Genomic DNA, 14119 nt, shown 5'->3' with positions numbered 1-14119 from the left:
CCCATCGTGACGGGGGAGGCAGGGGTGCGGGAAAGACGGAGCAAGGAGTTCCCATGAAACTGGCCTGGATCCTATGGCTGTCGCAGATGTTGCCGCAGCCGGCCGCTGATTCGCTTTGCCTCAGCACCACCGTATACCTGGAAGCCCGCGACCAGACCCTTCGCGGCCAGCAAGCCGTCGCCGAAGTCGCCCTGCGCCGTCGCGACAGCGGACTCTGGGGCGACTCCGTCTGCTCCGTGGTCACCGCCCGCAAGCAGTTCGCCCCGACCATCGTCGGCCCAAATACCCGCCTGCGGAACCCGGACGCCTGGGCCAAGTCGGTCACCGTCGCCCTGAACGCCGAGCGCAACTGGGCCCTGCCGCCCGGCCAGCGCCAGGAGATCGTGCCGGGCGCCAGCCACTTCATGGCGCACCAGATCGCCAGCCCGAGCTGGCGCAACGCGTACCACGTGGCCACCATCGGCGACCACACCTTCCTGCGCGTACAAAAGCTCAAGCCCCGCTCCTAAAAACAAAAGCTTCCAAAGGCGCGACGCAAGACCAAGCCTTCCGCTCACCGAAGCCGAACCCGCACGGCACCTACTCCCCTCTCCTCCCGGGAGAGGGGAAGGGGTGAGGGCAAACCGCCGCGATGCGAACTACACGTGCTCAGCAAAATCAGCGCTGCGTACCACATCACACCGCAACGATCAGGGCATGCGCCGGCTCCGCACGGCACCTACTCCCCCCTCCCTCGAGTAGAGCGCGCGGATGAGAAGCCAACCACCGCGATACATGTCGCGCGTGCACAGCACAATCCGTTGCACCCCACATCACCCCGCAAGCCTCCAGGGCCCGCGATAATCGCGGGCCTTTTCTTTTCCATGGAACCACGATGAAGCTCTACACCAAGCCGGGCGCGTGCTCGACCGCCGACCACATCGCGCTGCAATGGACCGGACAGCCGTTCGAGGTGCAGGTGATGACCGCCGCGGAAATGAAGGAACCCGCCTACCTGGCCATCAATCCCACCGGCGCGGTGCCGGCGATCGTCGACGGTGATTTCGTGCTGACGCAGAACGCCGCGATCATGGGTTACATCGCCGACACGCATCCGCAGGCGCAGCTCGCCGGCGACGGCTCGCCGCAGCAACGCGCGCTGGCGGCCAAGTGGCTGGCGTTCGTCAATTCCGACCTGCACCCGGCGTTCCATCCACTGTTCGGGCCGGCCCGCTTCATCGGCGATGAAACGCAGTTCGATGCGGTGAAGGACGCCGCACGCAAGCGCCTGCGCGGCCTGTTCGAAAGTGCCGAAAAGCAGTTGGAAGGTCGCGACTGGCTGGCCGGCTTCCGCAGCTTCGCCGATCCCTATTTCTACATCACGTTGCGTTGGGCCCAGCGCACTGGCGTGGACCTGTCCGGCCTGCCGAACATCACCGCGTTCACGCAGCGCATGGACGCGGATGCGGGTGTGCAGGCCGCCCTCAAGGCCGAAGGCCTGGCCTGATCGCGGCGGGCGCGCGTCAGACCACCGACGCGCGCACCTCTTCCAGCCAGCGCGTGGCGAAGGTGTGGTCGCGCGCCTTGGTCAGCGCCGTGGCCACATCGGGCAGCAGCGCCACCAGTTCATCGGCATCGGCGCAGCGCTCGACCTTGAGCTGCAGGAAGTATCCCTTCAGGCCGATGTGTGCGCGGATGTCGTCGGTGATGCGCGCATACAGCAGGTTGTAGCGGTCGGCCGCCGTCGTGGTGGACACCTGCAGGTCATCGCCCGCCTTCGGTGCCGAGACGGCCGCCAGCACCCACGCTGCACCCGAGCGCCGCTCGATCAGCCCCTCGGCGGCCAGCTGCTGCAGGGCGTCGTCGGGGGCGTGCAGCCCGCTCATCATCGCCTGCAGTTCGTCGTCGTTGCGCTGGCCATCCACCAGCAGCAGGATCGAGCGCAACCCTGCCGGCAGCTTGCGCGTGCGCTGCTGGATCTCGTTCCGACCCGCATCGGTCTTGCACCACATCGTCTGCATGACATCCCCTTGCGCGCGCCACGGGCCCCTCCCGACGGTCGCGACGCTCCCCTTGTACCACCAGTAGTACGCGATGGCGCGCCTCCCGGCTACCACGGGGGTCACACAAACGACACGGGGCCGCCCGACCTGCGCCGGAACGGCCCCGCCTTGCGCACCGCAAGGGGTCAGCGCTGGTCCAGCGGCACGAACTCCAGATCCTCAGGCCCCGTGTAATTTGCGCTGGGACGGATGATCTTGCCGTCGATGCGCTGCTCGATCACGTGCGCGCTCCAGCCACTGGTGCGGGCGATCACGAACAGCGGGGTGAACATCGCCGTCGGCACGCCCATCATGTGGTAGCTGACCGCACTGAACCAGTCCAGGTTGGGGAACATCTTCTTGATGTCCCACATCACCGATTCCAGCCGCTCGGCGATGTCGTACATCTTCATGTTCGACTGCTCGGCTGACAGGTCCTTCGCCACCTGCTTGATGACGCCGTTGCGCGGGTCGCCGACGGTGTAGACCGGATGGCCGAAGCCGATCACCACTTCCTTGCGTTCGACGCGCGCCTTGATGTCGGCTTCCGCCTCATCCGGCGTTTCGTAGCGCTTCTGCACTTCGAACGCGACCTCGTTCGCGCCGCCATGCTTCGGGCCGCGCAGCGCACCGATGCCGCCGGCGATGCAGGAATGCATGTCGCTGCCGGTGCCGGCGATGACGCGGCAGGTGAAGGTGGAGGCGTTGAACTCGTGCTCGGCGTACAGGATCAGCGACGTGTGCATCGCACGCACCCAGCTGTCCTTAGGCTTCTCGCCGTGCAGCAGATGCAGGAAGTGGCCGCCGATGGAGTCGTCGTCGGTCTCCACGTCGATGGCGCGGCCGTTGTGGCTCCAGTGATACCAGTACAGCAGCATGGAACCCAGCGACGCCATCAGCTTGTCGGCGATGTCGCGCGCGCCCGGATGGTTGTGGTCGTCCTTCTCCGGCGACACGCAGCCCAGCACGGACACGCCGGTGCGCATCACGTCCATCGGGTGCGCCGACGGCGGCAGTTCCTCTAGCGCGGCCTTCACCGCCGCCGGGATGCCGCGCAGCGACTTCAGCTTGGCCTTGTAACCGGCCAGCTCGGCGCGGTTGGGCAGCTTGCCGTGCACCAGCAGGTAGGCGACTTCCTCGAACTCGCTGGTCGTGGCCAGGTCGAGGATGTCGTAACCGCGGTAGTGCAGGTCGTTGCCGGTGCGGCCGACCGTGCACAGCGCGGTGTTGCCGGCGGCGGTGCCCGACAGGGCGACGGATTTCTTGGGCTTGAAGGGAACGGCAGCGTCTGACATTTCAACACCTCTTGATGATGTAAAGCCCCTCTCCCACCGGGAGAGGGGTCGGGGTGAGGGTGCGGCGGAGTCCGTGCGCCTTGGACATCACTGACTTCGCCGCACCCTCATCCGCCCTTCGGGCACCCCGTATCGAGTACGGGGCAGGCTCTTCTCCCGGCGGGAGAAGGGCCTTGGCTACTTCTTTGCGGAAAACAGGGTATCGAGCTTCTGCTCGAAGGCGTGGTAGCCGATGCGGTCGTACAGCTCCTCGCGCGTCTGCATGGTGTCGACCACATTCTTCTGGTGACCGTCATGACGGATCGCTTCGTACACGTTCTCGGCGGCCTTGTTCATGGCGCGGAACGCCGACAGCGGATACAGCTGGATCGCCACGCCGACCGAAGCCAGTTCGTCGCGGGTGAACAGCGGCGTCTTGCCGAACTCGGTGATGTTGGCCAGCACCGGCACCTTCACCGCGTCGACAAAACGCTGGTAGGTGGGCAGGTCGTAGGCGGCTTCGGCAAAGATGCCGTCGGCGCCGGCCTCGACGCAGGCGATGGCGCGCTCGATGGCGGCATCCACGCCTTCCACCTGGATGGCGTCGGTGCGCGCGATCAGGAAGAAGTCCGGATCGGTCTTCGCATCGGCGGCGGCCTTGACGCGGTCGACCATCTCGCCGGCGGACACGATCTCCTTGCCCGGACGATGGCCGCAGCGCTTAGCGCCGACCTGGTCCTCGATGTGGCAGGCGGCGGCGCCGGCCTTGATCAGCGACTTCACCGTGCGCTCGATGTTGAACGCGCTGGGGCCGAAGCCGGTGTCGATGTCGACCATCAGCGGCAGGTCGCAGACGTCGGTGATGCGGCGCACGTCGATCAGCACGTCGTCCAGCGTGTTGATGCCCAGGTCGGGCAGGCCCAGCGAACCCGCGGCGACGCCGCCGCCGGACAGATAGATGGCCTGGTAGCCGGCGCGCTTGGCCAGCAGTGCATGGTTGGCGTTGATGGCGCCGATCACCTGCAGCGGCGATTCGGCGGCGAGCGCAGCGCGGAAACGGCTGCCAGCGGACGGGATGCTCATGCGGCGGAAACTCCTCGTGTTCGAAGCCGGCCATCGGGGCCGGGCCAGAGGTGCGTGAAGATTACGCCCCTCCTCGGGCGGTAAATCTGGCACCATCCGCAGGGTTGATCAATCTTGATCGAGTAAATCAATATTTCCGCATGGCTTCCGCCACCGACTTGCTGACCGCCCGCGAGACCTGCCGCCTGCTCGGCATCAGCCAGGCCACGCTGTACGCCTATGTCAGCCGCGGCCTGCTGGAATCGCGCCCGGGCAAGGACCACCGCAGCCGCCTTTACTTGCGCCAGGACGTGGAACGGCTGGCGCAGCGCAAACAGGTGGGCCGGGGCGCGGCCCGCGGCGCGGCGCAGAGCCTGGATCGCGGCCTGCCGGTGCTGGAGACGCGGATCTCGCTGATCCGGCCCGACGGCCCCTACTACCGTGGGCGATCCGCGATCGCGATGGTGCACGAGGGGGCGACGCTGGAAGACGTGGCCCGGCAACTGTGGGACGTCGGTGCGGACGACCCGTTCGCGGCACCGTCGCCGGGCCGATGGCCCGCCGTGGTCGAGCCGCTCGCCTCCGCGGCGTCGTTGCCGCCGCTCGAGCGGGCGATGGCCGCCATCCCCTTGCTCGCACTGGATGTGCGCCATTCGTTCAACTCCGCGCCGCGCGTACGTCATGAGATCGCCGCCGGCCTGCTGCGCCACAACGCCGCGCTGCTGGTGGCGCAGCCGCGGTCGGCCGCGCCCGTGCATCGCGTGCTGGCGCAGGCATGGCGCCCCGATGACGACGGCTTCGCCGAACTGGTGCGCGCGGCGCTGGTGGTCTGCGCCGACCACGAACTCAACGTGTCCGCGTTCGCCGCGCGCGTCGTGGCCTCCACCGGCGCGCACCTGCACGCGACGGTGTGCAGCGGCCTGGCGGCGCTGTCGGGCCCGCGCCATGGCGGCGCCACCGCGCGCGCCTATGCGCTGATCGCCGACGCACGCGACGCCGCGTCCGCCCGCGCCTTCATCACCGAGCGCTGGCAACGCGGCGACGACCTGCCCGGCTTCGGCCACGCGCTGTATCCGCAGGGCGATCCGCGTGGCGCGGAACTGCTGGCGCGCGCGCGCGACCGCCACGCCGGCACGCGCGAGATGGCGGCACTGGAAACCCTGATCGTCGCCACCGAAGAGATCAGCGGCCTGCGCCCGAACATCGACTTCATGCTCGCCGCGATCTGCCATCTCAACCGTCTGCCGGCGACACCGGCGCTGGTGATGTTCGCCGCGGGTCGTCTGGCCGGCTGGCTGGCGCATGCGCTGGAACAACAGGCGCAGGGCGGTCTGATACGTCCGCGCGCCCGCTATACCGGCATCACGCCGCCGACCTCAACGACGTGACGGAGAGGCGTCACGCCCGCACCCGGATTTGACATCGACCGCGCATGCACCGACCCTGCGGAAGCCTGCTTCTGCCACTGCCGCAATGCGCCCTGTCCTCGCCCTGTGCCTGCTGTTGACGATGATGACCCCTTCCACCATCGCCCGGAACGCCGACATGCCCGACGCCGACGCAACGGCACCGGCATCGACACCGGTCCCCTCGCCGCCCGCATGGCTGGCCGACCTCGACACGCGCTACGACACGCAACTGCGCGTCGCGGGACTGGAGGACCGCACGTTCAACGCGGAACACTGGTGGTCGGTCGCCACGCCGCTGCTGGCGAAAGACCGCGGCTTCCGCATCGAAGAGATCGGTCGCAGCGTGGAAGACCGCCCGCTGCGCCATGTGCGCTGGGGCAACGGCAAGACATCGGTGCTGCTGTGGTCGCAGATGCACGGCGACGAGAGCACCGCGTCGATGGCGCTGGCGGACTTGTTCCGCTTTCTCGGCGAGCACCCGGACGACCCGCGGGTGAAAGCGCTGCAGGCGAACACCACGCTGCACGTCTTTCCCATCGTCAATCCGGACGGCGCCGCGCGCTTCCAGCGCCGCAACGCGCAGGGCATCGACCTCAACCGCGATGCGCGGATGCTGGCCACGCCGGAAGCGCGCACGCTGAAGTCCCTGTTCGACCAGGTGAAGCCGATGTACGGTTTCAACCTGCACGACCAGCGCGTGGGTTATCGCGCCGGCGATTCCGATCGCGGCACCGCCATCGCGCTGCTGTCGCCGCCGTACAACCATGCCGCCGATGTCAACGACGTGCGCACGCGTGCCATCGAAGTGGCCGGCGTCATCCGTATCGCGCTGGAGCCGTATCTCGCCGGCCATATCGCGCGCTGGGACGAGACCTTCGACCCGCGTGCCTTCGGCGATCTCACCACCCAGTGGGGCGCCAGCACGGTACTGATCGAAGCCGGCGGGATCGAAGGCGACGTGCAGAAGCAGCGCCTGCGCAAGCTGTATTTCCTCGGCCTGGTGGCGGCGCTGGACAGCATCGCCACCGGCAGCCACGCCGGTGTGCCGCACGCGTTGTACCGCGACCTGCCGGAGAACGGGGACGTGTGGCCCGACCTGGTGCTGCGCGGCGGCACGCTGGCCGTGCCTGGTCGTCCCCCGATGCGCGCCGACCTGCTGGTCAACTTCCGCAATCCGCTGACCGAGACCGACGGTGCGATCGCCGACGTCGGCGACCTCGGCACGAAGAAGGCGCGCCGCAGCATCGACGCACGCGGGCTGTTCATCGTTCCGCTGCCAGGGCATGCGGGCGAACGCACCGTGATCGAGGCGAACGATGAGGGCGACAACGACGATCCGCGTTCGCCGCTGCCGCTCACGCCCGGCGCCAGCGCGCGCTTCGTACTGAGCCGCGACCCGCAGGGCCGCGACGTGGTGTGGACGCTGGATCGCAGCGTGGATCCGGCGACACCTTCGCCGCCGGCGCGCTGACTCAGCTGCCGACGTCGGGCCCGCGTTGCAGGGCGCGCTTCACTTCTTCCAGCGCGTTCGGATCGTCCAGCGTGGACAGATCGCCGGGATCGGCGCCCTGCGCCAGCGCCTGCAGCGAACGCCGCAGCAGCTTGCCCGAACGCGTCTTCGGCAACGCATTGACGATGTAGACCCGCGCCGGCCGCGCCACCGCGCCCAGGCTCTGCTCCACCGCGCGGCGCATGCCGTCGGCCGCCTGCACGCGCGCGTGCGGCTCGTCGGTCGCCTGCCGCAAGGTGGCGAACACTACCGGCACCTGACCCTTCAGCTCGTCGGCGACGCCGATCACCGCCGCTTCCGCGACGGCGGCGAAACCGGAAACCGATTCCTCGATCTCGCGCGTGCCCAGGCGATGGCCGGCCACGTTGATGACATCGTCGGTGCGACCGAGGATGAAGGTATAGCCGTCGGCGTCGCGGATCGCCCAGTCCAGCGAGCTGTACAGCAGCTCCTTGAAGTGGCTGAAGTAGCTGGACAGGAAGCGCGCGTCGTCGTTCCAGATCGTCGTCATGCAGCCCGGCGGCAGCGGCGGCTGCATCACCAGCACGCCCTTCTGCCCGGGCCCGACTTCCTCGCCGGTGCTCTCGTCGATCACCTTCATGCGGTAGCCGAGGTTCGGGAACCCGGGCGAACCGAAGCGCACAGGCTTCATGTCCAGGCCCGGCAACAGCGTCAATGCCGGCCAGCCGGTTTCGGTCTGCCAGTAGTTGTCGATCACCGGTTTGCCGATCGCGTCGGTGATCCAGTGCGCCGTCGGCTCGTCCAGTGGCTCGCCCGCGAGGAACAGATATTTCAGTTCGGACAGGTCATGGCGCTTGATGAAGTCGATGTCGTGCTTCTTCAGCACGCGCACCGCCGTGGGCGAGGAGAACATGGTGCGCACGCCGTACTGCTCGCACAGCGCCCACCAGATGCCGGCGTCGGGATGCGTCGGCAGGCCTTCGTACAACACGGAAGTCGCACCGACGATCAACGGACCGTACACGTTGTAAGAATGCCCGACCGCCCAGCCCACGTCGGAAGTGGAGAACATCACCTGCCCCGGGCCGACATCGAACACGGTACGCATCGACAGCGCCATCGCCACCGCGTAGCCGCCGACATCGCGCTGCACCCCCTTCGGCTTGCCGGTGGTGCCGGAGGTGTAGAGCAGGTAGCTGGGTTCGTTCGATTCCAGCCATTCCACCGGCACCTCCGCATCGCCGACGGCGGCGCGCAACGTGGCGTAGTCCTCGTCGCGTCCGGCCACCTTCGGTTCGGCCGGATCGAGCCCGCGCGACACGATCAGCACTTTCGGCGGCGGCGAAACGGCTTTCGCGCAGGCTTCGTCGACCAGCGCCTTGTACGGAATGACCTTGCCGCCGCGGCTGCCGGCATCGGCGGCGATCAGCAGCTTGGGCTGCGCGTCGTCGATGCGCAGCGCCAGGTTGTGCGCGGCAAAGCCGCCGAACACCACCGAATGCACGGCGCCGATGCGCGCACAGGCCAGCATCGCGAACACCGCCTCGGCCATGTTGGGCATGTAGATGACCACGCGGTCGCCGCGACCGACATCGAGCTTCTTCAGCACGGCGGCGAACGCATTCACTTCTCGATGCAGCTCGCGATAGGTCAGCTCGCGGGTGACATCGGTTTCGGTGGACACCGCCACCAGCGCCAGTTGATCGCCGCGTTCGGCGAGGTGGCGATCCACCGCGTTGTAGCAGAGGTTGGTCTGCCCGCCGACGAACCAGCGGCGGAACGGCGGCGTCGAATAGTCCAGCACCTGCTGCGGCGGCACATGCCAGTGGATGGCCTTCGCTTCCTCGCCCCAGAAGGCCTCGGGCTGCTCGATCGAGCGCCGGTAGACGTCTTCGTATGCCATGCGATGCTCCCAGCTGCGACGCGTGCCCGCAGCATAGTCCCGCGCTGCGCCGGCAACCTTCCTACCTTGGTCGCATGGGACAACCTGTCGCACCGCTGTGCCTGCACGCCGGCAGGATCACGCCAGCGGCAACCCGCTGTCGGCACGACACAGCCGGTCGTGGAGCACGCGTACGGCCTCGATGCGCACATCCGCGCGCGCCTCTCCCAGCGTGCGGACGTAGCGGCAGGCGGCGAAACCTTCCGAACGCCGTTCATAGTCCGCCACCCATTGCCGGCGTTCGGCCATGCGTTCGGGCTTGATCGGCCAGGTGCCCGGTCGCGGACGCAGGTGCCGGGCAATGCCGATACGCCACGGCTTGGGACTGACGCGTGCGCGGAAACAATGCTGGCGCACGCACATCAGGGCGTACAGCGGATCGGTCTTCAGCGCATTGAAACAGGCTTCGACCTCTGGCTCGGCCGGATCGAAGGGGCGATGCATGACGAGCAGGCGGAACCCCGCGGGCGTGCGGTACTGGCGCAGGCACCAGTCGGGGTTGGCCGCGGCGAAGGCCTCCACGCGCGCGTCCGCCCACGCCTCCGGACCACCATCGCGGCGCATGCGGGCCGCATGGAGATGGCGAATCACCCGGCTCGCCACCAGCCAGGCAACGACCGCCGCCACCAGACCTACCCACCAGGATCCGGCCCAGATGCCGGCGCCCGCCGCCAGCGCGAGCAAGGGCAGACGGACGTTGCGCTTCAAAGCGGCGGCGGGGCCAGGCGCTTCAAAATCGACGTCCACGAACAGCGCGTGCGGCGTGTTGAGGCAGAGCGCGCCGTAGGAATTGCGGGTGATCACGCAATCGCCGTCGCGGGCGACGATCTCCTCGCGGATCGGTACGCCGACCGCGCCGTTGTACGGAACTTTGTCTTCGCGACGCGCCAGCGGCTCGCCTGCCAGCACGCGCTCGAACGCCTCGCGCGTGCGTTCATCGGCGACCGCCTGCGCATCTTCCGGACTCAGGTCCGACCAGCCGAAGCGGCGCACGGTGACCTGCCGGCCCCTGGAGCGATGCTGCAGCCGACCTTCGGCCCAGAACTGCGGAACGATCATGCGAACCCCCAGCCACCGGTCGCCTGCCCCAGGGCGGGACAAAAAAAGCGCCGGTATCCCCGGCGCTTCTTGTACACCATGGCAGGGCGATCAGCCCAGCAGGTGCGCCACACCGCTGCGCTCTTCTTCCAGTTCGCCCAGCGTCTTGTCGATCGCGGCCTGGCTGAAGGCGTCGACCGGCAGATCCTTCACCATCGTGTACTCGCCGTTCTCGGTGGTGACGGCGAAGCCGAACATCACGCCTTCCGGAATGCCGTAGCTGCCGTCGGACGGAATGCCCATCGTCACCCACTTGCCGTTGCTGCCCAGCACCCAGTCGCGCACGTGGTCGATGGCGGCGTTGGCGGCCGACGCGGCCGAGGACAGCCCGCGCGCCTCGATGATCGCGGCGCCGCGCTTGCCGACCTTCGGGATGAACTCGTTGGCGTTCCAGTCGGCGTCGTTGATCTTGTCCTTCAGCGACTGGCCGTTGACCGTGGCGAAGCGGTAGTCCGGGTACATGGTCGGGCTGTGGTTGCCCCACACGACCAGCTTCTCGATGTCGCCCACGGCCACGCCGGCCTTGCTGGCCAGCTGCGACAGCGCGCGGTTGTGGTCCAGGCGCAGCATGGCGGTGAAGTTCTTCGCCGGCAGGTCCGGCGCGGACTTCATCGCGATGTAGGCGTTGGTGTTGGCCGGGTTGCCGACCACCAGCACCTTGACGTTGCGGCTGGCGACCTTGTTCAGCGCGGCGCCCTGGGCGGTGAAGATCTTGGCGTTCTCCAGCAGCAGATCCTTGCGCTCCATGCCCGGGCCACGCGGACGCGCACCGACCAGCAGGGCGACGTCGGCGTCCTTGAACGCGACTTCCGGATCGTCGGTGCCGACGACGCCGGCCAACAGCGGGAACGCGCAGTCTTCCAGCTCCATGATCACGCCCTGCAGCGCGGCCTGGGCCTTCTCCAGCGGCAGCTCGAGCAGCTGCAGGATGACCGGCTGGTCCTTGCCCAGCATTTCGCCGGAGGCGATGCGGAACAGCAGCGCGTAGCCGATCTGGCCAGCAGCGCCGGTGACGGCAACACGGACGGGGGTTTTCATGAGGGAAACTCCTTTGGAAAGCGGGAACGGGGACTTGGGAACAGGGAATGGAGCATCGCGGGCAGCGTCGCGCGGAACCTTCATTCCCGGTTCCCCGTTCCCTGTTCCCGCCGTACTTGTCACGTCAACTCGGCAAAGAATTCCTGGAAACGCTGCAGCCCCGGCGCCAGTTGCGGCGTCGGGCAGGTGTAGCTGATGCGCAGTGCACGCGGCTCGCCGAACGCCGAGCCCGGCACGCAGGCCACGCCCTTCGCGTCGAGCAGCGCGTTGCAGACGTCGACGTCGTTCTCGATCTTCACGCCGTTGTGCGACTTGCCGAACGCGCAGCTGATGTCGGGGAACACGTAGAACGCGCCCTGCGGACGCGGGCAGACCACGCCGGGGATCGCTTCCATGGCCGCCAGCACCTGGTCGCGCTTGGCCTGGAACTCGGCGTTCTTCTGCGTAGGCACGTCTTGCGGACCGGTCAGCGCGGCGATCGCCGCGGCGGTGACCACTTCCGGCACGTTGGTGATGTGGTTGGAGTTCATCGTGGTCAGCGCTTTGGCGACCACGTCGGGGCCGGCCATGAAACCGACGCGCCAGCCCGGCATGCCGTAGGTCTTGGACAGCGAATCGACGAACACCGTGCGCTCGCGCAGCTCCGGACGCGCCTGCACGAAGTTGGTGTACGCGAGCCCATCGAACAGCATGCGGTTGTAGATGTCGTCGGTGATGATCCAGGTGTCGGGATACTTCACCAGCACATCGGCCAGCGCGGCGACTTCCTCGCGCGTGTAGACCATGCCGGTCGGGTTGGATGGATTGTTGAACAGGAACACCTTGGGCGTGTGCGTCGCCAGCGCCTCGTCCAGCTGCGCGGGCGTCAGCTTGTAGTCCTGGCTGGCCGGGCACGGCAGCGGCACCGCTTTCGCGTTGACGATGTCGGCGATGTCGGCGTAGGTGGTCCAGTACGGCGACGGATAGACGAGGGTGTCGCCTTCGTCCAGCAGCGACTCGGCCAGGTTGTAGAGGATGTGCTTGGCGCCGATGCCAGTGGACAGGTTGGCGCGCGTATAGCCGGTGAGGCCCAGCGCTTCGATGTGCTGCAGGAACGCATCGAGCAGCGCGTCGGTGCCGCGGTTGCTGCCGTACTGGCCGGAGTCCTTGGCCAGCGCGTCGCGCGCGGCCTGGTAGACATGGTCGCCGGGCAGGAAATTCGGCACGCCGATCGAGAAGCTGATGATGTCGCGGCCAGCGGCTTTCAGCTGCTTGGCCTTCTCGGCCACCGCCATGATCGCACTTGGCTTGGCGCGACCGATGCGCCGGGCAAGCAGGGGCATTGCACAACCTCGCGAGGAAACGGTTAGGGAGCGGCGCCGCCGTCTTTTTTTGCGGCGCAAAATGGTATCACGGCACTCCGCCGCGACCGACCCGGCCATGGTCTACACCGGGCCGGTCAGCCACGCGCCGTCAGTGGTAGTCCACGACGTCGCCCAGGTCGTAGTTCTCGTCGAAGTAGGCCTGCCACTGCGCGTACGCCGCGCGCAGACAGGCGGGGGTCCCGCAGGCGTCCAGTTGCCGGGTCGCCGCCTCCACCGTGCGGTCGCCATCGGGGTAGCGGTCGGCCAGTTCCTTGAACTGCTTGCGCATGCCGGCGTCCAGGATGCCGAACTCCTCGTGTCCGCAGACCAGTGCCGCGCGTACGCTGCCGGCGGGCGCATCGGTGTCGCAGGCCGCGCTTCCATCACCCCGCTGGGCCGCGGCACCAATCGCCTCCTCCACCCCCTCGCGATCCCGCGCCGTCAGGCGCCTCACGAAGCCCAAGGCCTCCGTCTGGCCGCCGCCCCAGGTGATGCGCAGGCTGAAGGCATCCCGCGTCTCCGGATCCGGGACCTTGCGCACGGTGACGGTCTCGCTGGGCCCCGTGTCCGAGGTCACGTGCAGGGCCAGCGTGCCGTTGTCCAGGTCGACATCCTCGACCTTGCCGTCCAGCCAGGCGCCGTCGCGCACGACGCGCAGCCCGCCTTCGGCCTGCCACGCGAATGCGTAGAGCGTTTCCGCGTCATCGCCTTCGTTCTCGTCGGTGCTCCAGAGGCCCTCGAGGCTCTGCTGGAAACGTTCGGCCGACGGCTGCTCCACGTCCGGCGCTGCGGCGACCGGATCGGTCTCGGCCTCCTGGCGACAGGCCGCCAGCATCAGCACGGCGGCGAACAGCAGCATCGCGCGCATCGGGCGCGGACGGCGATCCTTCATGGTGGTGCTCCGTAAAGAAGAAGGGCCGGTCAGTGACCGGCCCTCCCTTGCATCAGGCGGACAGGACGCGGTTCCACTCCGCTACGCGGTCGGCCTTGGCGGACAGCACGGCATCGGTGTCGCCGCTGAGGGTAACCTTGGTGATCAGGTCGCCCTGCTTCACCGCATCCACCACGTCCAGGCCTTCGGTGACCTTGCCGAACACGGTGTGCTTGCCATCCAGCCACGGGGTGGGCACGTGGGTGATGAAGAACTGGCTGCCGTTAGTGCTCGGGCCGGCGTTGGCCATCGACAGCACGCCACGCTCGTGGCGCACGCCATTGGTGGTCTCGTCCTCGAAGCGGTAACCCGGGCCGCCGCGGCCCGAGCCTTCCGGACAGCCGCCCTGGATCATGAAGTCGGGGATCACGCGGTGGAAGTTCAGGCCATCGTAGAACCCGCGCTTGGCCAGGTTGACGAAGTTGGCCACCGTCAGCGGGGCCTTGTCGGGGTACAGCTCGATCGTGATCGGGCCGCGCGAGGTGTCGAAGGTGGCGGTCAGCTGGCTCATCGTGTGGTTCTCCAGGGGT

13 protein-coding genes are annotated in these 14119 nt (G+C 67.9%); 4 read left to right on the top strand and 9 right to left on the bottom strand.

All coding sequences use genetic code 11. The annotated features are described in order from the left end of the window. Positions 1-53 precede the first annotated feature (53 nt). Positions 54-509 carry a cell wall hydrolase gene (locus MMG85_RS13875; protein WP_055941346.1) on the top strand — a complete coding sequence of 152 codons (456 nt, stop codon included), beginning with the start codon at positions 54-56 and terminating at the stop codon, positions 507-509. A gap of 365 nt (positions 510-874) precedes the next feature. Continuing rightward, positions 875-1486 (top strand): glutathione binding-like protein, encoded by a 612-nt coding sequence (locus tag MMG85_RS13870; protein WP_241046556.1) that lies wholly within the window; start codon positions 875-877, stop codon positions 1484-1486. 16 nt (positions 1487-1502) lie between these two features. Here the strand turns inward: MMG85_RS13870 and MMG85_RS13865 are convergent, their stop codons facing one another. The 3 genes from MMG85_RS13865 to prpB all read right to left on the bottom strand — a co-directional run bounded on the left by MMG85_RS13865 (position 1503) and on the right by prpB (position 4378). Further along, the gene (locus MMG85_RS13865) at positions 1503-2000 is read right to left on the bottom strand and encodes a hypothetical protein (protein ID WP_241046555.1); all 498 of its coding nucleotides are present in this window, start codon (positions 1998-2000) and stop codon (positions 1503-1505) included. Positions 2001-2167: 167 nt separating this feature from the next. Beyond that, positions 2168-3316, bottom strand: a complete 1149-nt coding sequence (gene prpC / locus MMG85_RS13860) for a 2-methylcitrate synthase (RefSeq protein ID WP_055941340.1) — start codon at positions 3314-3316, stop codon at positions 2168-2170. 177 nt (positions 3317-3493) lie between these two features. Further along, on the bottom strand, positions 3494-4378 hold the full coding sequence (prpB, locus tag MMG85_RS13855) for a methylisocitrate lyase (RefSeq protein ID WP_241046554.1): 885 nt from the start codon (positions 4376-4378) through the stop codon (positions 3494-3496). A 140-nt stretch (positions 4379-4518) separates the two neighbouring features. On the opposite strand from prpB, the gene MMG85_RS13850 reads away from it, so the two are divergent. Together MMG85_RS13850 and MMG85_RS13845 are read left to right on the top strand one after the other, a co-directional pair. Next, positions 4519-5745 (top strand): citrate synthase family protein, encoded by a 1227-nt coding sequence (locus tag MMG85_RS13850; protein ID WP_241046553.1) that lies wholly within the window; start codon positions 4519-4521, stop codon positions 5743-5745. A gap of 85 nt (positions 5746-5830) precedes the next feature. Next, positions 5831-7237 (top strand): M14 family zinc carboxypeptidase, encoded by a 1407-nt coding sequence (locus MMG85_RS13845; protein WP_241046552.1) that lies wholly within the window; start codon positions 5831-5833, stop codon positions 7235-7237. Position 7238: 1 nt separating this feature from the next. On the opposite strand, the gene prpE is transcribed toward MMG85_RS13845, so the two are convergent. The 6 genes from prpE to MMG85_RS13815 form a co-directional block, all read right to left on the bottom strand. After that, positions 7239-9140, bottom strand: coding sequence for a propionate--CoA ligase (gene prpE, locus MMG85_RS13840; RefSeq protein WP_241046551.1), 1902 nt, complete (start codon positions 9138-9140; stop codon positions 7239-7241). 117 nt (positions 9141-9257) lie between these two features. Further along, positions 9258-10238: a hypothetical protein gene (locus MMG85_RS13835; protein ID WP_241046550.1), complete on the bottom strand. Its 981-nt coding sequence runs from the start codon at positions 10236-10238 to the stop codon at positions 9258-9260. 90 nt (positions 10239-10328) lie between these two features. Next, entirely contained in the window at positions 10329-11315 is a 987-nt protein-coding gene (locus MMG85_RS13830) for a malate dehydrogenase (RefSeq protein ID WP_055941329.1), read from the bottom strand. A 119-nt stretch (positions 11316-11434) separates the two neighbouring features. Continuing rightward, complete coding sequence (locus MMG85_RS13825) at positions 11435-12637, bottom strand: pyridoxal phosphate-dependent aminotransferase (RefSeq protein ID WP_241046549.1); 1203 nt, start codon at positions 12635-12637, stop codon at positions 11435-11437. A 130-nt stretch (positions 12638-12767) separates the two neighbouring features. Further along, entirely contained in the window at positions 12768-13550 is a 783-nt protein-coding gene (locus MMG85_RS13820) for a hypothetical protein (protein ID WP_241046548.1), read from the bottom strand. A gap of 52 nt (positions 13551-13602) precedes the next feature. After that, positions 13603-14100, bottom strand: a complete 498-nt coding sequence (locus MMG85_RS13815; RefSeq protein ID WP_241046547.1) for a peptidylprolyl isomerase — start codon at positions 14098-14100, stop codon at positions 13603-13605. Between the last annotated feature and the right edge of the window lie 19 nt (positions 14101-14119).

It is taken from the genome of Pseudoxanthomonas sp. LH2527 (assembly GCF_022539275.1).
Classification (GTDB): domain Bacteria; phylum Pseudomonadota; class Gammaproteobacteria; order Xanthomonadales; family Xanthomonadaceae; genus Pseudoxanthomonas_A.
The sequence above is the reverse complement of the archived record's forward strand: the minus strand, read 5'-3'. Positions and strand labels throughout refer to the sequence as shown.